This is a genomic window from Paenibacillus flagellatus (genome assembly GCF_003217775.1).
Lineage (GTDB): Bacteria > Bacillota > Bacilli > Paenibacillales > NBRC-103111 > Paenibacillus_AB > Paenibacillus_AB flagellatus.
Genome location: NZ_QJVJ01000004.1, coordinates 397,808 through 418,982, shown reverse-complemented (window position 1 = coordinate 418,982; position 21,175 = coordinate 397,808). Strand labels below are relative to the sequence as shown.

Sequence of the window (21,175 nt, the reverse complement as noted above, 5' to 3'; positions counted from 1 at the left end):
TCTCCTTCCGTCAGCTCAGCTTGAGCTTCAATTCTTCGATGACCGCCGCGGCATTCAGCCGGACGACGATTTTCGATCCGGCCTCAATCGCATATTCGCCCGGGGAGACGATCATCAGAAACGACGATATCCCCATTTTGCGGATGAAGACGAGCTCCCAGTTTTTGTTTTCGAATTTCGCTTCGTGATCTTTGATCGTCTGGAGCATCATCGCGCCTTCGTCCAGATTGATATCGCCCGCCCGAAGCAGCTTGTCGAGCAGATAAGCGTACAAAATCCGGGTGAACGGGTAAACCGGGCCGTTCCCGAACGTTCGGGCGAACAGCTCCATCGATGATTTTGAAACAATGTTACGTTCCAGCAGCTCCTGTCTGCCCATGGACAAATCCGTTCCGACGGGGGAGAAGACGTCGGCCAGCTCGTCGAGCGACAAGTCGTCCTTCATGTTTTTGATTTTGTCGATCCGGGCCAATATTTGCGTTTTTGGAAAAAACGTTTCCTGTCCGGTAAACGTCGATTTGCGCACGAACCAGTCTTCGGGAATCAAATTTTTCCGCTTCCAGCGGTATAGCTGGCCGTACGATATGCCCGTCAGCTCGAGAAGCTCTTTTTTGGAAATAAGCTCTTGATCCACATCGGCACCTCCTGACGAAAAAGAGTGTAACATAACATTGTTACGTTTGTAAAGCGGGTGACGAAACAAAGTTCCCTCAGCCTGTAACAAAGTTCCCGCAGCCTGTCCGTTAAACAAAAAACAAGCCGACCCGTTCGGATCGACTTGCCGGCGGAGGGAGCGGAAGCGCCCCTATTCATTTCAGCTGCAGCCTTCGTTTCGCCGCTTCGTAATCGAGCGTCAGGTCGAACAGCAGCCGAAGGCCCGGCTTGCTTTGTACACGCTGCTTTACATGCAGGAAGAGGAGCGGCCGTTCGACCTTCAGCACCGCGACGAGCTCGCCGACGGGCGGAACGGAACGGGCTTTGCACGATTGCTGCATGTCGTGCAAAAAGTCGACGCATTTCTCCACATCCTCGTTCCCGTCTCGCGTACCGGCGATAAACCGATCGATTTCCTTCCATGTCCACATCCGAATCTCTCTCCAGTTCATTGGCGTTCTCATGATGCAACGATACCATACCGCCGCTTCGAACGGTTCGGGAAATCGCGCCGCCGGTTCGGGAAAAATTCGGGAACGGGACGGGAATAGCGCTCGGGAGGAACGTACGGGAAGCGGCGAAGCGGCGAAGCGGCGGAAAAAAGCCGCCGAATCGCCCCGGCGGCCGTTTGCGCGACCGCGAACGGCGATCGGTGGAGAGACGTTACGATCGGAGCGGCCGGGAGGCGATATGCTTCGCGATCGCGGCGCCGTGATGGCGTCCCGTCTCGATGAATATTTCGTTCGCCTCGGCTCCCGCCGCGATGACGCCGGCCAAGTACAGTCCCGGCACGTTCGTCTCCATCGTCTCCGGGTCGAAGTACGGCTTCTCGCGCTCGCCTTCCATCCGGATGCCGGTCGACTTCAGAAATTCGCGGTCCGGACGGAAGCCCGTCAACGCCAGGACGAAGTCGTTTTCCGCCGTTTCGACGGTTCCTCCGCGATCGATCGTAATGTGCGTCTCGTCGATGGCGACGACCCGCGATCCGAACAGCATCCGGATTCGGCCCTTGTTCACCAAGCTTTCGAACAACGGGCGCACCCATGGCTTGACGCTGGGCGAGATCGCGTCTCCCCGGTAAACGACGGTCACTTCCGCGCCGACCCGGACGAGCTCCATGGCCGCGTCGACGGCGGAGTTGTTGCCCCCGATGATGGCGACCTTCGTCGACGTGTACGGGTGGGCTTCCCGGAAAAAGTGGCTCACCTTCGACAGCTGCTCGCCGGGAATGCCGAGCATGTTCGGGTGATCGAAATAGCCCGTCGCAATGACGACGTATCGCGCTTCGCGGCTCGCTTCCCGGCCGGCGCGGTCGACGCTTCCGACCCGAAAGCCCGATTCGGTCGGGACGACGCTCGTTACCCGCTCGTAGGAGCGGATCCGGACGTTGCGCCGCAGCGCCACGTTCCGGTAATAGTGCAGCGCCTCCGCGCGCGTCGGCTTATCGTTGGGCGTCGAGAACGGAATGCCGCCGATTTCGAGCAGTTCCGGCGTGCTGAAAAATTGCAAATAGGTGGGGTACGAGTAAATGGAGTGAACGATCGACTCTTTCTCGACGACGAGCGGATCGATGCCGACGTTTTGCAGCTCCAACGCGGCGGACAAGCCGCAAGGCCCCGCGCCTACGATGACGACCTGTTCCATAGGATGTCTGACCTCCCGCGGTTCATAAACGATTCAGGTTCATTGTAACATACATGGGCGGTCGATACGATTTCGGGGGGCGGAAGAGGGGCCGGCATATTTGGTGTAGGCGAATCCAGAATCGTTTGGTATAATAGGCACAAAGAACCATTCGACAAAAATCGTTATAATTCGTCATGATGTCGTCTTCCCCGATCCGGAGGGCGACGCGGGAAGCAAAACCAAACCGAGACACCGTCGGTCGGCCCAGAGGAAGGGATGGTTGGATCCATGCACCGTATCCGTAATCCTTATATCGCATTCGTCGTCTTGTACGCCGCTTTCGAGTACGTCCTCATCTACGCGGTCCCGAAACGGATCGACATCGTGCTCGCCGCGGAGACGGTTCCTCCGCTGGTCTCGTGCGCGGTCCTGTATGCGGTGTCGCGGCGGCATGACGGCAGCGAGCGGCTGTTCTGGCGGATGCTCTCGGTCAGCAATTTCATGTATGCGCTTGCGCAAATGATATGGAACGGCTACGAATGGTTCCTGGACAAGCCCGCCCCGGTTCCGAGCATCGCCGATTTGTTGTGGAACGTGCAGAGCGGCGTCGTCGTCCTCGCGCTAGGCTACAAGCTTTTCAAGGAGAAAAGCGTTTTTCAAGGTATCCGGTTCGCGTTCGATGCGGCGATTTTGCTGCTGTCGGCGGGGACGTTAAGCTGGGAATATTTGATCAAGCCGAACGTTTCGACGATGCTCGAAACGAATTCGTACGCGATGACGGCGACCGTCGTCGGTTATCCGGTAGCCGACCTCGGCATCGTCGGGTGCTTGTTTCTCGCTCATTTCGCCTACGGGAACATTTTTCATCCATACGTGATGAGGGCGCTGACGATCGGGATGATGATGACCGTAACGGCGGATACGGGCTACTTGGCCATGCTGGCGACGAACCGGTTCGAGATCGGATCGTGGGTCGACCCGCTTTGGTCGCTCGGCATGTTCACCGTCGGGCTGGCCGGAATCTTGTCCGTGAAGCACCGGGCGAAAGCCGAGGGCGACTCCGGCGGCAGGGGTACGGCCGCGGAATGGATGAGAGTGTTCGTCCCGTATGCGGTGCTGTTCGTCCTGCTGCTGCTTCTCGTGATCCGGATCGGCTCGTGGGACTTGCTGTTTCTCGGCTGCGTGGCGACGATCGTCTGCATCGTCGTCCGGCAAGTCGTCGTCCTGATCGAGAACGACGTTTTGTTCCGCAAGCTCGAGTCGAGTCTGGAGCGGACCCGGTTTCTCGCCCATCACGACACGCTGTCCAATTTGCCCAACCGCCGGTGCTTCGAGCTGTCGCTGTCGGAGGCGATCGCGCAAGCCGGGAACGACCGATCGGAGATGGCGGTCATGTTCATCGACATGGACCGGTTCAAGTACGTCAACGATACGCTTGGCCATCTGACTGGCGACCGGCTGATCCGGATGGTCTCCGACCGGTTCCGCGCGATCGTGGTCGAGCCGCACCTGATCGCCCGTCAAGGCGGGGACGAGTTTACGGTGCTGCTTCGCCAAGCCGGCGACCCCGAGCGGGTGTGCCGTATGGCACGTCTGCTGGCGGAAGCGGCGGCCGAGCCGATCCGGATCGGCGAGCACGAAGTGCGGATGACGGCCAGCATCGGCATCGCCGTTTACCCGCGCGACGGGACGGATACGTTTACGCTCATGAAAAACGCGGACGCCGCCATGTACCGCGCCAAGGAGCTGGGCGGCAACCGGTACGAGGCGTATACGGAGCGGTTGAACGGCGACATGTACCGTCGATGGACGTTGGAGTACGAGCTGCGCCGCGCGCTCGAGCGCGACGAGCTCGTGCTGTACTATCAGCCGCAGGTCGAGGCGAAAGGGCAGGCGATCGTCGGCGTCGAGGCGCTGATCCGCTGGCATGCGAAGGACGGCCGCATCGTCAGTCCGGCCGAGTTCATCCCGATCGCCGAGGAGACGGGCTTGATCGTGCCGATCGGCGAATGGGTGCTGCGGACCGCCTGCCGGCAGGCGGTAACGTGGAAAAAACGGGGGAAGCCGGGTGTCGAGATGGCGGTCAACGTGTCGCCGAGGCAAATTCGTCAGGACGATTTCGTGGAGAGGGTGAAGGCGATTTTGGACGAAACCGGCATGGACCCGCACGATTTGCAGCTCGAAATAACGGAGAGTGTCGCGATCGAGGAGACGAACGACGCCGAGCGAAAGCTGGCCGAGCTGAAGCGGCTCGGCATCCGGCTTGCGATGGACGACTTCGGGACCGGCTACTCCTCGCTCGGGTATTTGCAGTCGTTCGGAGTCGATACGTTGAAAATATCGCAGATGTTCATCCGCGACGTATCCGGGAACGAGAGCTTGGCCGGCATCGTTCGGGCGATCGTGGCGATGGCGACGAGCCTGAGGCTGACGATCGTCGCGGAAGGCGTGGAGGATCAGGCGCAGTACGAATTTTTGAAATCGCTCGGCTGCGACCGGATCCAAGGGTATTACTTCCATAAACCGATGCCGCAACAGGAAATCGGCAAGCTTTTCCTGGAAAGCGTGTCGTAGCGAATCGAAAGCGCCTTGACGGGCGCTTTTGGTGTCGGGAACGCCAACGACAGTCAAATGTCCGCCGCCCTTTGCTTAATTACGATAAAGACATTCCTTCCTAATCGTGGTAGCATGGGGACGATAAAGCTTCCGCGACCGGAAGCGAGGAGGAGGACCTGAACACCGATGCAAAAAAACGACGGCATGAACTACGCGCCGCAAGGGAAGCCGAAGCCGGTATGCGAGCCGGGACAATTCGTTTTTGCCGCGATCGCGCTCGACCACGGTCATATTTACGGGATGTGCAACGGCTTGACCGAAGCCGGTGCGACGTTGAAATGGGTGTACGACCCCGATCCGGCGAAAGTTAGCGCGTTTCTCGCCAAGTTCCCTCAGGCGCGGGCGGCCGAGTCGGAGCGGCAGGTGCTCGACGATCCGGAGGTTCGGCTCATCGCGGCGGCGGCCGTCCCGTCGGAGCGGTGCGCGCTCGGCTTGCGGGCGATCGAGGCGGGCAAAGACTATTTTACCGACAAAACCCCGTTTACGAGCCTGGAGCAGCTCGAATCGGCCCGCCAGGCGACGGCACGGACCGGGCGCAAATATATGGTGTACTACAGCGAGCGGCTTCACGTGGAGAGCGCCGTATACGCCGGCCAGCTGATCGCCGAAGGCGTCATCGGCCGCGTCGTGCAAGTGATCGGCACCGGTCCGCATCGGCTGAATGCGCCTTCGCGGCCGGACTGGTTTTTCCGCAAGGAGAAGTACGGCGGTATTTTGTGCGACATCGGCAGCCATCAGATCGAGCAGTTTTTGTTTTTCTCCGGCTGCAAGGACGCCAAAGTGGTGCAGAGCAAGGTGGCCAATTATAAAAACAAAGATTACCCCGAGCTGGAGGATTTCGGCGACGCTACGCTCGTCGGGGACAACGGCGCGACGAATTACTTCCGCGTCGACTGGCTGACGCCGGACGGCCTCGGCACATGGGGCGACGGGCGGACGATCATTCTCGGCACGGACGGGTATATCGAGCTGCGCAAATATATCGATATCGCCCGTACGAAGGAAGGGGATCATCTGTTCCTCGTCAATCACGAAGGCGAGAAGCACTTTTCGGTGAGAGGCCAAATCGGCTATCCGTTTTTCGGCGAGCTCGTCCTCGATTGCTTGAACCGGACGGAGAACGCGATGACGCAGGCGCATGCGTTCAAGGCGGCCGAGCTGTGTCTCATCGCCCAGCGCGACGCCATTCGGGTGGAGTAAACCAACAAGCTTCCGGCGATACCGTTTCGCCGGAAGCTTGTTGTTCATGGCACGGACGGCTCCGATGCGGCCGCCGCCGCCGCTTACCTCGCGCCTGCGGCCGGTTCGGCTTCGAGCGGCTGCAGCGCCCGGGTCGTCTCGACATGGACAAACGCGTCGTACCGGTCCGCCATGACGGAAGGCACGTAGTTGCCGTACCGCTCGCGTTCCGGCGCATAGACGACGCCGATGGCGCGATGCGGGATCGGCCGTTCGAATTCGGGCTGGTCGCCGCCGAATACGATCGCTTTGTCCCATGCTCCGGCGAGATGCATGCAATGCTCCCAGCTGCCGGGGACGCCGGGCGGCACCCGCATCGTTTCGATCGGGGCGCCCCAGGCGCGGGCGGCGATGACGGTTCCTTCGTACGTGCCGAAGCCGACGGCGAAAACATCGCGCTCGCCGTGCCGCTCGCGGAGCAGTTGACCGACGTTGACCATCCCTTCGTCGGCCATGTCGGTCGCCCGTGCATCGCCGATATGCGTGTTATGCTCCCAGACGATCGCCTTCGCATCGGGGCCGTAAAAGGCGGCGATCCGCTCCAGCGCCTCGACCATGTGGCGGTCGCGAATGTTCCACGACTCCTCGCCGCCGCGCACCATGGAGCGGTAATACCGCTCCGCGTCGACCGCCACGAGCGCGTTGATCTCCGCGCCGAGCGCCCCTTCGTCCCCGTTCTCCGCGGCGGCCCGCTTCGTCCGCAGCGCGGCGAGCAGCTTCACGACCTCGTCCTCGCACGTCTCCGAGAAAAACGCCGCCGCCACGCCGTACGATTGGCCGTCGCGCAAATGCGGCTCGAAGCACGAGAACGCCCGTCTCGCCAGCTCCGCTTCCGGCGCTCCGGTCGATTCGAGGTGCCGGATCGTCTCCTCCATCGATTCCCACAAGCTGTAGACGTCGATGCCGTAAAACCCGACGTCTCCGGTTCCCGAAGGCGAGCTCGCACCGGCGAACCCGCGCGCTTCGTTAAAGCCGCGCATCCATTCCGCCAGCGCGACGATCTCGCGGTTGGCCCACATCCAGGTCGGCCACCGGTCGAACGACGCCAACCAATCGGGCTTGCCGGAGGCGCCCTTTACGTACCGGTTGACCGCCTGGCACGACGGAAAGTCGCCCTCCACGGCGACGAACCGGAATCCTTTCCGCTCGACGAGCTTCTTCGTCAGCTCCGTCCGGAGCGTATAAAATTCGCTCGTTCCGTGCGACGCCTCGCCGAGCAGCACATACTTGGCGTTCCCCGCCGCTTCGACGATCCGGTCTAGATCGTCCGGGCCGTTCAGCCGGAACGAATCCCGCCGAATCCGGTCGACGATCGGTTCGATATGCGGTTCCATAGGCGACATCCCCTTTTTTTCGTTTAGTCGCTAGAAGCGGTTTCCAGCGCGTTCGGTCCGCCACTATTATTGCCGGGGAAGGCCATTTTTTTTCGCGATTTACAGGAATGCCGGTCCCGACGTAGAATTGAATACACAAAAGCGGAGCCGGCGGCCGGATCCGGGCGCAACAGGGGATGAACGATATGGGGAAGCAGTGGGACTACTTTCACCGGACAACCGAACAGCGCGAGCACATGAGCGTGCTCGTCGACGCGACCTACGCGGCGGACGCCCCGCGATCGGGGCTCACCCGGCTTCTGTCCGTCGTCGTCAACCTGTACGCGATCGCGACGGATAAAGAGGAGCGGGACGGCGCCCAGGCGAAGCTCGGGGCAATCGAGCGTCGGCTCGAGCGCACGTTCGCCGAACGGCTGCAAGCCGTTTACGTCGGCCGGATCAATACGGAATCGCGTCTCGAATTTTACTATTACGCCAAGCCGGACGGACCTTCGCACCAGAAGCTGGCCGGCCAGATCATGACCGCTTATCCGAAGTACCGTTGGATCGCCGCGGAGCGCGACGACGCCGACTGGTCGTTCTACGACTATTTGAGGCCGAGCGACGTCGAGAAGCTGTACGCCAAAAACAACGTGCTCCTCCAGTCGTTGTCGGACAAGGGCGACCGGCTCGACATGGCGCGGGACGTTTACCATTGGCTGCGGTTCGGCAGCAAGGACGAGATGCGGAAGGCATCCGATAACGCCAAACGTCTCGGCTACATCGTCGTCAACGCCGAGTACGATACGGAGATGCCGGCGCTGCCGCACACGCTCGTCCTCAGCAAGCACCAGCCGATCGCGATCGGCGATATGAACGACGCCGTCGCCGAGCTGCACGAGCTCGCGAGCTCGTTGGCGGGCCGGTACGAAGGCTGGGGGACGGACGTTCGCCGCAAGCTGTGGGGCCGATGGAAGGAGCGGCTGTCCGGCCGGCGCGTCGCCTACGCGGGTTTGGCCGTATTGGCCGTCCTGCTCGTCGTCGTGCCGATCCTGCTCGTAAAATAGACGCAAACAAGCGGTTGCTTTCCTTGAGGAAAGGCAACCGCTTGTTTGCGTGGCGCCGGGCTATCGTCGGCGCGTGCTTACGGCGATACCGAACCGGAACGAGCCGGCCCGGCTAGCCGTTCGTCCATACGTACTCGCCGCGCGAATCGATGTACGCTTCCTTATGATCCGATCCCCCTTGCATGTATTCGATCGTCACTTTGGCAAGACCGCCCGAGAACGGCGCCGCATAGCGATAGACGGCCGGGATGCGCACATGGCCGGTTCTGTCGACGTATCCCCACAGCTGGTTGATTTTGACCGCGGCCAAGCCTTCGGAGAACAGTCCGATCTCCTCGTAGATCGGCGGGATGACGAGCAAGCCCTTCGTATCGATCGCTCCGCATTTCCCGTCGATGAACACCGCCGCCAGCCCTTCCGAGAACCGCGACTTCCAGAACGGGTTGGCGATCGCATACCCGCCGCCGATGACGGTTTCGCCGCGGACGTTAATATATTCGACCGTTCGACCGTCTTGGCTGACGCACGCCAGCCCGTCGCCGGAGAAGCTGTCGATGAGAGCGTATTGCGGCTCGATCGCGAACCGGCCGGACTTGTCCACGAATCCCCACCGGCCGTTCCGCTTCGCGGCCGACAAGCCGCAGGAGAAGCCGCGAACGTCCTCGAACGCCGGGGGAATGACGAACGAGCCGGATTTGTCCATAAACCCCCACAGCCGGTCCACGCAAGCGGCGGCCAATCCGTCGACGAACGGCTTCACCTGCTCCAGACCGGCGCCGAGCACTTCTTTCCCGGTAGTATCGATGCAGTATTGATAGAAATCGTCCTCGACGATGGCGACCCCTTCCTTGAAGCCGAAGTGCACTTCCTCGAACTTGGGCGGAATCGCGATTCGTCCGGTCGTATCGATAAACCCGTGTTTGCCGGACAGCCGGACGTTCGCGAGGCCTTCCGCAAAAGATCCCGCATATTCGTATTGAGGGGGAATGACGACGCTCCCCTTCCTGTTTATATAACCGTACCTCCTATTTTCCCGAATCGGAAGAAGCGACGTTTCGCTCATGCCTGGATACCCTCCCCTGATGTCTTCCGTTACCATTGTACTACAAAAGTCCCGCATTTTGTTTATAAGAATCGGGTCGTAGGTCTAATTATCTATTTTCGCTTCTTCCGGTTCGCGGCCGATTCGGAAACGTCTCTTTTGCATATCCGCGCCCCCCTTTGTTTGGTATAGTGTTGGGTATGGAAGACGTACACATTCAGACGGACAACGGAGAGGATGGAGAGTCGACATGACGATAATCGGTTTGGTACGGCACGGCGTCACGGATTGGAACGCGCAGATGAGGGCGCAAGGGCATACCGACATTCCGCTCAACGAGACGGGCAGACGGCAAGCGGAACGGCTCGGCGAACGGCTGCGCGGCGATGCGTGGGATGCGGTTTACAGCAGCGACCTGGGACGGGCGCTCGAGACGGCGCGCAAGGCGGTGGCGGGTCGCGGCCTCGAGATCGAGACGGACGTCAGGCTTCGCGAAGTGTTTCTCGGGGAAATCGAAGGGATGACGATCGAGGAAAGGGTGAACAAATGGGGCGAAAACTGGCACTCGCTCGATTTGGGAGCGGAGCCCCGCGACGCGGTGGCCGAACGTGGCGCGCAGGCGATCGCCGAAATCGCCGACCGGCATCCGGGCCAGCGCGTGCTGGTCGTCAGCCATGGCGGGCTGCTCGGCTTGACGTTGAAGCGGCTCGTCCCGCACGTCGATACGTCCGCGTTTTTGGACAACACGTCGCTATCGCTCGTCCGCCGGACGGAAGACGGCCGGTGGGAATGCGATTTGTACAATTGCACGAAGCATCTCGCGGACGAGTAACGGGATTGGCGTCCGGGAGCGCAAGGAGGGGAGAGCCTTCATGAACGACAAGGACGAGGCGCACGACGGACGTTCTTCGGTACGGCCGCCGTCGCGCGGCGGAATCGCCGCCAGCTTGCTCGCCGCGGCAGGCTGGGCCATCGTTTATGCGTTGGTTTATTTGATCGTGTCGATCGTCGCCGGCATCGTGTCCGACGCCCACGCCTTTACCCGCGGAGCGGCCGGCCGGCTCGGCGACGGCGCGCTGGCGGCCGTTCATCTGTTTTACCTGTTCGCGATCGGACTTTTGTTCGCCGCGGCCGGCTGCGGCATCGCCGTGCGGAGCCGGAGACGGACGAGGTTCGTCCTGCTGGCCTTCGTGCCGCTGACGTTACTCGGCCCGATCGTATGGACGTTTTGTTACCGAAGCAGCGAAGGCGCCATGGCCGGCTTCGGAGGCTTCGTCTGGTTCGGCTACATGGCGTACGCGTTTTGGGCCGCCCCGCTGTTCGATTACGTCCGGCATTACGTTCCCGATTTCACGGTCAAGTATATCGCTTTGGCCGCTTCGTTCGTACCGGCCGCGTTTGCGGCGGCCGGGGCGGCGCTCGTTCCGTGGGCTTCGCGGTCGAGGGCGCGCAAGCTGCGGCTCGCCGGCGTCATCGCGGCCGTACCCGCGGCGTTGGCCGTCTGCTTCGCCTTGTCGGCCTTTCTTCCGCGGGATTACTTGTTCGAGCGAAGCGCCTATCCGCGCGTCGACGGGGCGACGGCGGCCGTCCCGCTCGGCAAGGAGCTGGCGCACCGGCTCGCCGGCGTCAGCCGTCCGGAAGCCGAAATGTTCGTCCGGTTCAACACGACGCATCAGGCGTACGTCCATTTGATCGAGAACAAGGCGGACATTATTTTCGCAGCGGGGCCGTCCGGCGAGGAGCGCAGGCTGGCGGAGCAGCGGGGCGTCCGATTGAAGCTGACGCCCGTCGGCAAAGACGCGTTCGTCTTCCTCGTCCATCGGGACAACCCGGTTAACGGGCTGTCCGTCGGGCAAATCCGCGACATTTATTCGGGAGCCGTCTCGAATTGGAACCAAGTCGGCGGCGACGACGCGGAAATCGCCGCGTACCAGAGGGACCCGAACTCGGGCAGCCAGACGTACATGGAGACGAAGGTAATGGCCGGCGCCAAGCTGGCCGAGCCGCCGATGGAACGGAGAATATACGGCATGGGCGGATTGATCGATACGGTGGCGGCGTACTCGAACGCGCGCCATTCGCTCGGCTATTCGTTTTATTATTTCGCGAACGAGATGCACAAGCGCGAACACGTCAAGTTTTTGGCCGTGAACGGCGTCGATTGCACGAAGGACACGATCCGTTCCGGAGGGTACCCGTTTACCGCCGTTTTGTATGCGGTCACGAGGGAAGGCGATCCGGAGGACGGACCGGCGGCCAGAATGTTAAGCTGGATCGTCTCGAGCGAGGACGGCCGGAAGGCGATCGAGAAGGGCGGATTTATCCCGATCGTCGAGGAGCGGGAGTAAACGGTTTGCGAACGGAATCAGGAAGGAGTGGGGACGATGGCGGACGGACTCGAGCATCGCCGATATTGGGCGAGCGTGTTGATTCGAATCGCCGGGCCGGTATTGGAAGCGCTGTCGGAACGGCGGTTGAAAGCTACGATGCCCGTGGAGGGCAAGACGGACGACCGGCCGGCGTATACGCATCTCGAGGCGCTCGGCCGGACGCTGGCCGGCATGGCGCCTTGGCTGGAAGGAAGGGGTGCGGACGAACAGGAGGAGCGGCTGCGGCTACGGTTCGCCGGGCTCGCGCGAGAGGCGATCGATGCGGGGACGGACCCGGCTTCGCCGGACCGGCTGAATTTCGAGGAGGGCTTCCAGCCGATCGTCGACGCCGCCTTCCTCGCGCAAGCCGTTTTGCGGGCGCCGACGGAGCTGTGGGAGAAGCTCGAGCCGCGCGTGCGGGCGAACTTGGCGGCCGCCTTGAAGCGCACGCGGACGCGCAAGCCGTTTTTCAACAATTGGCTGCTGTTCGCGGCGACGATCGAAGCGGCATTGCGCCGCATGGGCGACGATTGGGATCCGATGCGCGTCGACTATGCGCTGAAGCAGCACGAGCAATGGTATGTAGGCGACGGCACGTACGGAGACGGCCCGCAGCATCATGCCGATTATTACAACAGCTTCGTCATCCATCCGATGCTTGTCGATGTCACGGAGCAGGTGCGGGGCGAATACGCGGATTGGGATACGGCGCGGGAACGAATCGCGGCACGGGCGCGCCGGTATGCGGCGATCCAGGAGCGGTCGATTTCGCCGGAAGGGACGTTTCCGGTCGTCGGCCGGTCGATCGCGTACCGGTTCGGCGCGTTCCAGCTGCTCGCGCAATCGGCGCTGCGCGGCGAGCTGCCGGAGGAGGTCGAGCCGGCCCAGGTTCGGTGCGCGCTGACCGCCGTCATCCGCCGGGTGATCGAGGCTCCGGGGACGTTCGACGATGGGGGATGGCTGCGCATCGGACTGTGCGGGCATCAGCCGGAGCTCGGGGAGTCGTACATCTCGACCGGCAGTCTCTACTTGTGTACAGCCGTGTTCCTGCCGCTCGGGCTGCCCGCGTCCGACCCGTTCTGGAGCGGCGAAGATCGGCCTTGGACGGCGATGAAGGCGTGGTCGGGGAGCTTCACGCCGATCGACAAGGCGATCGGTTGACGGTGCGGGGATCGAAGCGAGCCAGCACCTTAATTCGAACGTATCGACGGGCGAAGCCGTGCCGGTAACGGACGTACGTACCCGATCAAGCCGGCGGCCGCCCCGAAGAGCCGCGCACGATCAGCTCGGACGGCAGCACGAGCTTTTTCCACTCCGGAGTCGTGGCGCCTTTAATCCGGTCGACGAGAAGCTGGATGCCCATGGCGCCGAATTGATAAGCCGGCTGGGAGGCGACGGTGAAGAACGGATCGATGACCGAGGCGCCGAGGTCGTCGAAGCAGACGACGGACATCCGGTCCGGCACCTTCACGCCGAGCTCGAGCAGCTTGCGGATCAAGCCGACGGCGAGGAAGTTGTTGCCTGCGAAGACGGCCGTCGGCGGGTCGGGCAGCTCGAGCATGCGCCGCAGCATCCCTTCGTCCTCGAAATGCTTATAGCTCGACTCGAACGCGAGCGACTCGTCGAACGGAATGTCGTTCAGCTTGAGCGCGTCCTTGTAGCCGTCCAGCCGGTCGCGGGCGGTCGAGACGGACAGCGAGCCGTTCACCAGCGCGATTCTGCGGTGGCCGAGCCCGACGAGATGCTCGACGAGCTTCCTCGCGCCCTCCCGGCTGTTGCCCGTCACCGCGTCGCTCTCCACGCCGGGCACTTCGCGGTCGAGCAGCACGAACGGAATGCGGTGCTTGCGCAGCGTCTGCAGGTGGGGCTCGGACAAATCCGAGGCCGCGGAGAACAAGACGCCGTCCACGCGCGTCGACAAAATCATGTCGACGTATTCTTTTTCCTTCGTCAAGCTTTCGTCGCTGTTGCCGAACAGCAGCTTGTAGCCGAGCCGCATCGCCGCGTCCTCCGCCCCCCGCGCGAGCGTCGTGAAGAACGGGTTCGTGATGTCCGGAATGAGCAGCGACAGCATTTTCGTCTCCTGCAGCACGAGGCTGCGGGCCATCGAGTTCGGGACGTAATTCATCTCTTCCATGATCTTTTTGACGCGCGCCCGCGTTTTTTCGCTAATTTTGCCCGTATTGTTGATGACCTTGGAGACGGTCATGGCGGATACGTTCGCTTGCTTGGCGATATCGTAAATGGTAACCAACGCGTTCCTTCCTTCTGTCCGCAAAGTTTACGTAACTATTGACCATTGTACAGGATCGGGGCGAACGACGGCAAGGGAAAGCTCGTCCACCAAAGGTTACCGCTAATTCCATGCGCGTCGGCTTCTTCCGCAGGCCGGCAATGGGCGCAGAAACTGGTTCGAAACACCGGACACGCGCGTCCGAGCCGTTTGCCGCAGCGGACAGCCCGGCCGGAGACAATAAAACGATTGACAGCGGATCGATTGCTTGTTATGTTGGGGTTATCGGTAAACTTAATTTTGTCGAAAGGTGGAGAACCTATGGCAGGACACATCGAAGCCGGCGCGGACGCGCTCGTCATGGACGCGGCCGACCACGTCGCGACCGCGATCCGCGATATCGCGGCGGGCGAGACGATCCAATACGTCGTGCAGGGCAGCCGCACGGCGCTGACGGCGCTGGAGCCGATCCCGTTCGGTCACAAAATCGCCGTAACGGACATCCCCGAGGGGGAGAAGGTGCGCAAGTACGGCGAAGTGATCGGACGGGCGACGACGGCGATCGCCCGGGGCCGTCACGTGCACGTCCACAATTTGGAAGGCATCCGCGGACGCGGAGACAAGGCGAAAGGAGCGAATGCGTCATGAGCGGCACGTTTCCCGGATACCGCAGACCGAACGGAGAGGTCGGCATCCGCAATCATCTGTTGATCATCCCGACCGTCATATGCGCCAACCAAGTATGCAGCCGCATTACCCAGCTCGTCCCCGATACGGTGGCGATCCCGCATCAGCACGGCTGCAGCCAGATCGGCGCCGACAAGCAGCGGACGTTCGACGTGCTGGCCGGCACGGGCAAAAATCCGAACGTCGGGGGCGTCATCGTCATCAGCCTCGGCTGCGAAGTCGTCGATCCGGAAGCGCTTGCGGAGGCGATCAAAGTTACCGGTAAACCCGTCGAGGTGTTCGATATTCAATCCGTCGGCGGCTCCGTCAAGGCGATTCAGCACGGCGTCGAGCTGGCCCGCCGCATGAGAGCGGAGCTGGACCGGATGGAGAAGACGGACATTCCGTTCGGCGAGCTGAAAATCGGCGTGAAGTGCGGCGGCTCCGACGCGACGTCGGGTCTCGCCTCCAACCCGGCGCTCGGCGTGGCGGCCGACAGCCTCATCCGCGAGGGCGGGGCGGTCGTCATCGGCGAAACGACGGAAATCATCGGCGCCGAGCACGTGCTTGCCGGGCGGTGCCGGACGCCGGAAGTATCCGACAAGCTGTACCATATCGTCGACCGGTTCGAGAAGGAAGTCGAGCGGATGGGCGAAGATATGCGCGGCGGCAACCCGAGTCCGGGCAACATCGCCGGCGGCTTGTCGACGATCGAGGAGAAGTCGCTCGGCTGCATTTCGAAGTGCGGCACGGCTCCGATCGAAGGCGTCATCGAGTACGCCGAAGCGATTCCGGCGAAAGGGCTGTACTTCATGGATTCGCCGGGCAACGACATCGAGTGCGTATCCGGCATGGCCGCGGGCGGGGCGCATCTCGTCTGCTTTACGACAGGCCGCGGCACGCCCACGGGGGCGGCGGTTATTCCGGTCATCAAAATTACGGGAAACAAAGCGATGTTCCAGCGAATGTCCGACAATATGGACGTCGACGTGAGCGACATGCTGAGCGGCACGCTTTCGCTGGAAGAGGCGGGGGCGCGCATTTGGCGGGAAATTCGCGAAGTGAGCGAAGGGAAGCTGACGAAGGCGGAAATTCTCGGTCACCAGGAATTCAGCATCAACCGGATCGGCCCGAGTTTGTAAGCGCGCGGCAATCGGCGCGGAACGGCAGGGAACGGCGGAACGATCGGTTATCGAAGGGAGAGGGGCAAGCGATATGAAACGTTTGGAAAACCGGGTGGCGCTCGTCACCGGAGGAAGCCGGGGCATCGGCGAAGCGATCGTCCTCCGGCTCGCGGAGGAAGGCGCGCACGTCGCGATCAACTACACGTCGGAGAAGTCGCGCGTATTGGCGGAGGGCGTGAAGGAGCGGGCCGAAGCGCACGGCGTCAAGGCGATCGTCGTTCGCGCCGACGTCGGGGTCAAGGCGCAGGTCGAGGCGATGTTCGAGGAAGTCGAGGCCGAGCTCGGACCGGTAGAGATATTGGTGAACAATGCGGGGATCGCTCCGTTCGAGCCGTTTTTGAAGGTGAAGGAGGAGACGTGGGACCGCACGTACAATACGAACGTCAAATCGATCTTCCTCTGCTCGCAGCGGGCGGCGGCGGGCATGGTCGACAGACGCTTCGGCAAAATCGTCAACGTCCTCTCGACGGCGAGCCTGATGGTGACGAGTCCGGTCATACCGCACTACCAGTCGTCGAAGGCGGCGGCGCACATGCTGACGAAAGGGATGGCGATCGAGCTCGGCCGCTACAACATCAACGTCAACGCGGTCGGCCCGAGCACCGTCGACACCGACATGTGCACCGATTTTCTCGCCGATCCGGACATTCGCCGCAAGGAAGTCGAGGCGAACCCGATGAAGCGGCTCGGCACGGCGAAGCAGATCGGCGACGCGGTCGTCTTTCTCGCCTCGGAGGAAGCGATGCAGGTGAACGGTCATCTGCTCATGGTGGACGGCGGCTTGACCGTGAAAGCGGCGCAGCCGGACGATCATATGGACCGGTAAGGAGGCGTACGGCATGCGCATCGCCAACATGATCGATCTGTCGCAGGAGCTGTATCACAATTGTCCCGTCCTGCCGGAATTCGAGCCGCCGAAGCTGGACTATTTGCTCGTCGGGGCCCGCGACGGATGGACGCTCGAGCGCGTCACGATGAATTTGCATTCGGGCACGCACATGGACGCTCCGGCGCACTTGGGCGATTTCTCGCTGACGCTCGACCGCATCCCGGTCGAGCGGTTCCAGGGGGAAGCGCTGTTCGTGCCGCTGAACGGCAAACGGGAGGGCGAGCCGATTACGGCGGCCGATCTCGAGCCGTACCGGGAGCGGATGCACGACGGAACGGTCGTCCTGCTATACACCGGCTGGGGCGAGAAGCGAAGCTGGTCCAAGGAATGGGTGTACGGGTCGCCGTATTTGTCCAACGAGGCGGCGAGGCTGCTCGTCGCAGGCGGCGTGCGCGGCGTCGGCATCGACCATTTCAGCATCGGCGGCACGGGAGACGAGAACCGGGAGACGCACCGCATTCTGCTCGGCGCGTCGATCTGGGTCGCGGAAGGGCTCCAGCTGAACGATCCGGAGCTTGCGGAAGGAAGCTGGCACGTGTTCGCGATGCCGGTCAAAATCAGGGATTCGAGCGGCGCGCCGGCGCGCGTCGTGGCGATTCGGACGGAGGGATGAGCGTGTCTGCTTTCCATCGATGGGAATATGCGATCGCAGCAAAGGCGGAGGAGCTGAACGCGCTCGGCGCGGAAGGCTGGGAGCTCGTCGGCGTGACGGCGCAGCCGGGCGGAGGCGAGCGCTTTTATTTGAAGCGGCCTCTTCCGTCGCTTCGCGAGCAAATTACGCTCGAACAGCGCAAGCACGCGCTGGATGCGGCATCGGAAGGAGGGAGCGGCGGATGAAAAAAAGCGGCATTTTGAATCCGTCGCTTTGCCGACTGCTGGCCGAGACGGGCCATACGGACATGATCACGATTTGCGATCGGGGCTTTCCGGTGCCGGCCGGGCCGGAGCGGCTCGATCTCGCGCTCGTCGACGACGTGCCGACGGTGCTCGACGTGCTGTCGGCGATCGACCGGGAGTTTGTGATCGACCGGATTATCGTCGCCGAGGAGATGGCGGAGGCGAGTCCGGAGCGGTACGCCAAGCTGCTGGCCGACTATCCGCATATCGCGTTCATGCAAGTGCCGCACGTCCGGTTCAAGCACATTTGCCCCGAATCCCGCGCCGTCGTCCGAACAGGAGATTCGGCTCCTTACGCGAATATCATCATAGTATCCGGATAACGGGACGAATGGAAACGGGAGGGAACGAGTTATGAGACTTCTGGATAAAGTATGCATCATTACCGGGGCGGGCTCCGGCATCGGCCAAAGCGCCGCCGTCCGGTTCGGCGCCGAGCAGGCGATCGTCGTCGTCGCCGACATCGACCGGGAGAAGGGCGAAGAGACGGCGCAGGCGATCGCGTCCGCGGGCGGACGGGCCGTCTTCGTCCACGCGGACGTGACGAATCCGGAGTCGGCCAAGGCGATGGTCGACGAGACGATTCGGCTGTACGGCCGCATCGACGTGCTGTTCAACAACGCCGGCATCAGCGGCGTCGGCATGCTGCACGAAATCGAGCCGGACGCATGGGACCGCGTCATGAACGTCAACATCCGCGGCGTCTACCTGCCGTCGAAGTACGCGATTCCGCCTATGATGGAGCGCCGGTCCGGCTCGATCATCAACATGTCGTCGTGCATCGCCGAAATCGGCTTGGCGCGGAGAGCGTCCTACGCCGCGACCAAAGGGGCGGTGCTGTCGCTGACGAAGTCGATGCAGGTCGACTACGCGCCGTACGGGATCCGGGTCAACGCGCTGCTGCCCGGCACGATCATGACGCCTTTCGTCGAAAACTACTTGAAGACGTCGTACGACGATCCGGCGGCGGCGATCGAGTCGCTGAAGAAGCGGCAGCTGAGCGGCGAGCTCGGGCGCCCGGACGACGTCGCGAACGCGGCGGTATTCCTCGCTTCGGACGAATCGAAGTTCATGATGGGCTCTCCGCTCTACATCGACGGCGGCGTCGTGTTCGGCAAAAACGCCTGACGCGGAAAGCTTCCCGAAGCCGAACTCATCGTTTACAACCGGTATCGAATGGAATAAAATGGGCTTTGGGACGGCGGCGGCGAATTCGAATGCGGATGTCGGCTGCCGCAGCGTGTCGAGGGGATAACGTGACGGATTGGGGAGGATGAAACGATGGAATTGCGGATCAAGCAGGGGGATGTCGTCCTTTTTCAGGGGGACAGCATTACGGACGCGGGGCGCGTTCGCGAGCAGCCGCACGATTTGGGCAAGGGCTATGCGCTCATGACGGCGGGCCTGTTCTCGGCCGCGTATCCGGAGATGCAGGTCCGGTTTCTGAACCGCGGCATTAGCGGCAACCGGGCGAAAGATTTGGTCGACCGCTGGCAGGACGACTGCATCGGCCTTCGGCCGAACTGGGTGTCGATCTACATCGGCATCAACGATACGTGGAGAAAATTCGACCGGAACGACCCGACGTCGGCCGAGCAGTTCGAGCAGAGCTACCGCGAGCTGATCGTCCGCACGAAGGAGGAGCTGGACGCCGGCCTCATCCTGGTCGAGCCGTTCGTGCTGCCCGTACCGGAGGACCGGAAGACGTGGCGCGAGGACCTTGATCCGAAAATCAACGTCGTTCGCGAGCTGGCGCGGGAAATCGGCGCGCTGCTCGTCCCGCTCGACGGCTTGTTCGCCCAGGCGTCCACGAGAGCTTCGGCGGCGTATTGGGCGCCGGACGGCGTGCACCCGTCCCCGGCCGGCCATGCGCTGATCGCCGACGCCTGGCTGAAAACCGTCGGCGCGGCCGCTGCGGTCCGTTAAGCGGTCGCGCAAGCGCACGAGTTCGCCGGACGATAACCGAATCACCGAATCCGAAAGCCGTGCGGGCGACCGCGCGGCTTTTTCGCGGATAAAGAATTTATATATTCCGGGGCTCTCCAAAAAGTAATCGGAATCCGTCTCGAAGCATTACTTTACTAGTTGCGGTTCGAGAACGATGCCCTTTATTTAGAAACGTTTGGCATATTCCTTAGCACGGGCAATTGCTTTTTCTTTAATAGCTGGAGCTTGCTCCAATGATGCCGTTCCTTCAACAAAAATGGACCCGATAGATTGAATCCCATAGAACTGCAATACCTTAGTAAGATAGCTGTATCCCATTTCTATTGAAGCAAGAGGACCTTCCGAATAAACGGAACCACTGGCTTGAATGTGTAAAGCTTTCTTGCCCGATAACAGACCTACAGGACCGTTTTTGGTATATTTGAACGTCTTGCCCGGAATTGAAGTCGCATCCGTGTATGCCTTTAAAACCGGCGGGATCGAGAAATTCCACATGGGGGAAACATACACGTACTTATCGGCTGCTACGTATTGATCAACAATAGCCTCAAGACGAGTTATTTTTACTTTCTCGGTATCCGACAGCTGCTCGAATGACGAACCCGATCTAAGCTTTCCCCAACCGCGTAAAACGTCGGCATCGAATGGTGGAATATCCTCCTTATACGTATCCAAATGAACAACGTTATCAGTTGGATTTGCCTCGCAATACGCTTCAATAAATTGTTTGCCTACCGTGAGGCTAAAAGATTCCTGAGGATCAAGGGGATGCGCGGTGATGTACAGTACAGTTGCCATACTCAAAACTTCCTTTCTGTAATTATTTGAAGTACACGTTCAGGTTTGAGCATATAATATATACTTACTTATGTTAAGTAGGCACAATAATGTGGTATAGTATTGAAAAAGGTACTGTAATGGGGGCAAACGTATGCAAAAGAACCCTGCCCAATGTCAATTCGTTGCGGCGCTGGATTCGATTGTCGGCAAATGGAAGCCGATTATCCTTTATCATTTGCTTCAAGGCAAACCTTTGCGTTTCAATGAGCTAAGAAGATTGCTGCCCGATATCACGCAAAGGATGCTTACGCTCCATCTGCGCGAATTGGAGGAGGAAGAGATCGTTAAACGGGTCATCTATCCGCAAATCCCGCCGAAAGTGGAATACTCCATAACGGAATACGGCATGAGCCTGGCTCCGGTGTTGGAAACCTTGCATCAATGGGGAGTGGCCCATATCGAGCGAAAGCAGCTCATAAGGGAGAAAAATGAACAAACCAAAACGGACTAGCGTTCGATATTACGCTAGTCCATTTCTTTTTGACAACTTGCTGACAGTACGTCCGCCTTTTCCGCTGATCCCGGTCCTTCCCAGCGTTTGAAGGCTCCTTCGAGATTCTTCGCGAAAAACTTGCCGCTACTTGCATTACAGT

At 61.1% G+C, this 21,175-nt stretch carries 22 protein-coding genes; 15 read left to right on the top strand and 7 right to left on the bottom strand.

From position 1 onward, the window contains the following. Nucleotides 1-10: 10 nt before the first annotated feature. From DLM86_RS11590 to DLM86_RS11580, 3 genes are all read right to left on the bottom strand, one after another. Nucleotides 11-634: a YhbD family protein gene (locus DLM86_RS11590; RefSeq protein WP_110840154.1), complete on the bottom strand. Its 624-nt coding sequence runs from the start codon at nt 632-634 to the stop codon at nt 11-13. 175 nt (nt 635-809) lie between these two features. Next, nucleotides 810-1,085, bottom strand: coding sequence for a hypothetical protein (locus tag DLM86_RS11585; RefSeq protein ID WP_110840153.1), 276 nt, complete (start codon nt 1,083-1,085; stop codon nt 810-812). Nucleotides 1,086-1,317: 232 nt separating this feature from the next. Further along, nucleotides 1,318-2,298, bottom strand: coding sequence for a YpdA family putative bacillithiol disulfide reductase (locus DLM86_RS11580; protein ID WP_110840152.1), 981 nt, complete (start codon nt 2,296-2,298; stop codon nt 1,318-1,320). Nucleotides 2,299-2,568: 270 nt separating this feature from the next. On the opposite strand from DLM86_RS11580, the gene DLM86_RS11575 reads away from it, so the two are divergent. Beyond that, nucleotides 2,569-4,854 (top strand): putative bifunctional diguanylate cyclase/phosphodiesterase, encoded by a 2,286-nt coding sequence (locus DLM86_RS11575; RefSeq protein ID WP_158289432.1) that lies wholly within the window; start codon nt 2,569-2,571, stop codon nt 4,852-4,854. Nucleotides 4,855-5,022: 168 nt separating this feature from the next. After that, the gene (locus tag DLM86_RS11570) at nt 5,023-6,096 is read left to right on the top strand and encodes a Gfo/Idh/MocA family protein (RefSeq protein WP_110840150.1); all 1,074 of its coding nucleotides are present in this window, start codon (nt 5,023-5,025) and stop codon (nt 6,094-6,096) included. An 83-nt stretch (nt 6,097-6,179) separates the two neighbouring features. Here DLM86_RS11570 and DLM86_RS11565 read toward each other — a convergent pair whose 3' ends face one another. After that, nucleotides 6,180-7,469, bottom strand: a complete 1,290-nt coding sequence (locus tag DLM86_RS11565; RefSeq protein ID WP_245954516.1) for an erythromycin esterase family protein — start codon at nt 7,467-7,469, stop codon at nt 6,180-6,182. Between the two features lie 185 nt (nt 7,470-7,654). Here DLM86_RS11565 and DLM86_RS11560 point away from each other — a divergent pair, with 185 nt between their 5' ends. Then, nucleotides 7,655-8,515: a DUF695 domain-containing protein gene (locus tag DLM86_RS11560; RefSeq protein ID WP_158289431.1), complete on the top strand. Its 861-nt coding sequence runs from the start codon at nt 7,655-7,657 to the stop codon at nt 8,513-8,515. Between the two features lie 112 nt (nt 8,516-8,627). Here the strand turns inward: DLM86_RS11560 and DLM86_RS11555 are convergent, their stop codons facing one another. Beyond that, nucleotides 8,628-9,578, bottom strand: coding sequence for a WG repeat-containing protein (locus tag DLM86_RS11555; RefSeq protein WP_158289430.1), 951 nt, complete (start codon nt 9,576-9,578; stop codon nt 8,628-8,630). 229 nt (nt 9,579-9,807) lie between these two features. On the opposite strand from DLM86_RS11555, the gene DLM86_RS11550 reads away from it, so the two are divergent. Genes DLM86_RS11550 through DLM86_RS11540 form a run of 3 tightly spaced genes read left to right on the top strand, consistent with a single transcriptional unit; the run spans nt 9,808 to nt 13,087 of the window. Next, a complete protein-coding gene (locus DLM86_RS11550; RefSeq protein WP_110840146.1) occupies nt 9,808-10,389 on the top strand; it encodes a histidine phosphatase family protein in 582 nt (193 codons plus the stop codon). Nucleotides 10,390-10,429: 40 nt separating this feature from the next. Continuing rightward, nucleotides 10,430-11,905: a PstS family phosphate ABC transporter substrate-binding protein gene (locus tag DLM86_RS11545; protein ID WP_110840145.1), complete on the top strand. Its 1,476-nt coding sequence runs from the start codon at nt 10,430-10,432 to the stop codon at nt 11,903-11,905. Between the two features lie 36 nt (nt 11,906-11,941). Then, nucleotides 11,942-13,087, top strand: coding sequence for a DUF2264 domain-containing protein (locus tag DLM86_RS11540; RefSeq protein ID WP_110840144.1), 1,146 nt, complete (start codon nt 11,942-11,944; stop codon nt 13,085-13,087). 85 nt (nt 13,088-13,172) lie between these two features. On the opposite strand, the gene DLM86_RS11535 is transcribed toward DLM86_RS11540, so the two are convergent. Beyond that, entirely contained in the window at nt 13,173-14,180 is a 1,008-nt protein-coding gene (locus DLM86_RS11535) for a LacI family DNA-binding transcriptional regulator (protein WP_110840143.1), read from the bottom strand. Between the two features lie 300 nt (nt 14,181-14,480). Here DLM86_RS11535 and DLM86_RS11530 point away from each other — a divergent pair, with 300 nt between their 5' ends. The 8 genes from DLM86_RS11530 (at nt 14,481) to DLM86_RS11495 (ending at nt 19,721) form a co-directional block, all read left to right on the top strand. After that, complete coding sequence (locus DLM86_RS11530; RefSeq protein WP_110840142.1) at nt 14,481-14,807, top strand: UxaA family hydrolase; 327 nt, start codon at nt 14,481-14,483, stop codon at nt 14,805-14,807. Next, nucleotides 14,804-15,967 (top strand): UxaA family hydrolase, encoded by a 1,164-nt coding sequence (locus DLM86_RS11525; protein ID WP_110840141.1) that lies wholly within the window; start codon nt 14,804-14,806, stop codon nt 15,965-15,967. The genes DLM86_RS11530 and DLM86_RS11525 overlap by 4 nt, the downstream gene beginning before the upstream one ends. A 73-nt stretch (nt 15,968-16,040) precedes the next feature. Continuing rightward, nucleotides 16,041-16,835, top strand: coding sequence for an SDR family NAD(P)-dependent oxidoreductase (locus tag DLM86_RS11520; RefSeq protein ID WP_110840140.1), 795 nt, complete (start codon nt 16,041-16,043; stop codon nt 16,833-16,835). A gap of 13 nt (nt 16,836-16,848) precedes the next feature. After that, on the top strand, nt 16,849-17,511 hold the full coding sequence (locus tag DLM86_RS11515) for a cyclase family protein (protein WP_110840139.1): 663 nt from the start codon (nt 16,849-16,851) through the stop codon (nt 17,509-17,511). 2 nt (nt 17,512-17,513) lie between these two features. Beyond that, on the top strand, nt 17,514-17,735 hold the full coding sequence (locus tag DLM86_RS11510; protein ID WP_425453958.1) for a hypothetical protein: 222 nt from the start codon (nt 17,514-17,516) through the stop codon (nt 17,733-17,735). Further along, nucleotides 17,732-18,118, top strand: coding sequence for a D-ribose pyranase (gene rbsD / locus DLM86_RS11505; protein ID WP_110840137.1), 387 nt, complete (start codon nt 17,732-17,734; stop codon nt 18,116-18,118). Before DLM86_RS11510 ends, rbsD begins: the two co-directional genes overlap by 4 nt. A gap of 31 nt (nt 18,119-18,149) precedes the next feature. Further along, nucleotides 18,150-18,923: an SDR family NAD(P)-dependent oxidoreductase gene (locus tag DLM86_RS11500; protein WP_110840136.1), complete on the top strand. Its 774-nt coding sequence runs from the start codon at nt 18,150-18,152 to the stop codon at nt 18,921-18,923. Between the two features lie 153 nt (nt 18,924-19,076). Next, nucleotides 19,077-19,721, top strand: a complete 645-nt coding sequence (locus tag DLM86_RS11495; protein WP_110840135.1) for an SGNH/GDSL hydrolase family protein — start codon at nt 19,077-19,079, stop codon at nt 19,719-19,721. Nucleotides 19,722-19,907: 186 nt separating this feature from the next. On the opposite strand, the gene DLM86_RS11490 is transcribed toward DLM86_RS11495, so the two are convergent. Next, nucleotides 19,908-20,540 carry an NAD(P)H-dependent oxidoreductase gene (locus tag DLM86_RS11490; protein WP_110840134.1) on the bottom strand — a complete coding sequence of 211 codons (633 nt, stop codon included), beginning with the start codon at nt 20,538-20,540 and terminating at the stop codon, nt 19,908-19,910. Nucleotides 20,541-20,673: 133 nt separating this feature from the next. Here DLM86_RS11490 and DLM86_RS11485 point away from each other — a divergent pair, with 133 nt between their 5' ends. Then, nucleotides 20,674-21,033, top strand: a complete 360-nt coding sequence (locus DLM86_RS11485; protein ID WP_110840133.1) for a winged helix-turn-helix transcriptional regulator — start codon at nt 20,674-20,676, stop codon at nt 21,031-21,033. The last annotated feature ends 142 nt before the right edge of the window (nt 21,034-21,175 follow it).